General features: G+C 42.6%; 2 protein-coding genes. Both read left to right on the forward strand.

The window, feature by feature from the left end; all coding sequences use genetic code 11:
* Positions 1–90 precede the first annotated feature (90 nt).
* Positions 91–438 (forward strand): transposase, encoded by a 348-nt coding sequence (locus tag L877_RS14400; RefSeq protein WP_026835490.1) that lies wholly within the window; start codon positions 91–93, stop codon positions 436–438.
* Positions 386–1,255: an IS3 family transposase gene (locus L877_RS12625; RefSeq protein WP_034785381.1), complete on the forward strand. Its 870-nt coding sequence runs from the start codon at positions 386–388 to the stop codon at positions 1,253–1,255. The genes L877_RS14400 and L877_RS12625 overlap by 53 nt, the downstream gene beginning before the upstream one ends.
* Positions 1,256–1,360: the final 105 nt, after the last annotated feature.

The following is a 1,360-nucleotide window of genomic DNA, read 5'->3' on the forward strand; positions in this document are numbered from 1 at the left end:
TATAATGGTCTCATAAATTAAGACACTGAAAAAGACATTTCTTAATGAATCTGATATACTATAATCAAACCAAGAAAGAAGGTACTTATTATGTCCAGATCAAGAAGAAATTTCAGTGCAGAATTTAAAACCAACCTAGTTCTCCAATTGCTCAAAGGCGAGAAAGAATTAAATGTTCTTGCCGTAGAAAATGATATCCAACCAAATCTCCTCCGCAATTGGAAGAAGGAATTCCTTGCTAATGCCTCGCTAGCGTTTGATAACAAACGAGAAGATAACCTCCGCGAAAAACTTGCTGAGGAACGCAAGGAGAAAGCAGCATATGCCAAAAAGGTTGGCCAGTTAACGATGCAGGTTGACTGGTTGAAAAAAAAATCTGAAGAAATTGTCGGACCTGACTACGAGAGTAAATTTAGTCCGAAGCCTTTCGACGACTAAAGAACTACCCGTTTCCACAGGAGCGAAACTTCTTGACATCAACCGTACCAGCGTGTACTACGATGGACTTCCTGTCTCACAGGAAGAGTTGGAGTGTAAGGCTATTATTGACCATTTGCATACTGACAATCCGACCTGGGGTGCCCGTCAGATGTCTGCTCAACTGAAACTGCGCGGATATCATGTTGGACGTCGCAAATCGGGAAGATATATGCGCGAGATGGATATCACGCCGATTTATCCGAAAATGAATCTCTCCAAGCGTATGAAACAGGCAAAAGTTTGTCCGTATCTCCTTCGCAATGCCGTTATAGATCGTCCCAATCAGGCCTGGTCTATCGACATTACATATATTCCGATGAAACATGGTTTTCTCTATCTGACAGCCATTATCGATTGGCACAGCCGCTGTATTGTAGGCTGGGATGTGGATGACACTCTGGATACCACTATGGTGATCAATGCCTGTAAAAAAGCCTTCAAGGTAGCAAAGCCGTTAATCATCAACTCAGATCAGGGTAGCCAATTCACCAGCGATAAATACATTGACTTCATTCGTGACAACGGGATCCGTCAGAGCATGGATGGTAAGAGCCGCTGGGCAGATAACATCATGATCGAACGGTGGTTCCGTAGTTTCAAGTACGAGGAAGCATATCTCACAGAGTATGCTAATCTCAAAGAAGCGAGAGAAGCCATCGGAAGATATATCTACACCTATAACTTTGAACGATGCCATCAGGCAATCGACAATAAACGTCCTGCTGAGGTATACTATCCGGCAATGCTTTTGGATGCAGCCAGAGCAGCCGCATAATATAAATCCGGGGAGAAACAACACGGTGTTCTCCCACTTAACCAGTCAACATATCAGTTCATTATAAAAATATTAAATTTTTGTCTTGACAACTGAGCCATTATA

It is taken from the genome of Eubacterium xylanophilum ATCC 35991, assembly GCF_000518685.1.
In the GTDB taxonomy this organism is placed as follows: domain Bacteria; phylum Bacillota; class Clostridia; order Lachnospirales; family Lachnospiraceae; genus Eubacterium_F; species Eubacterium_F xylanophilum.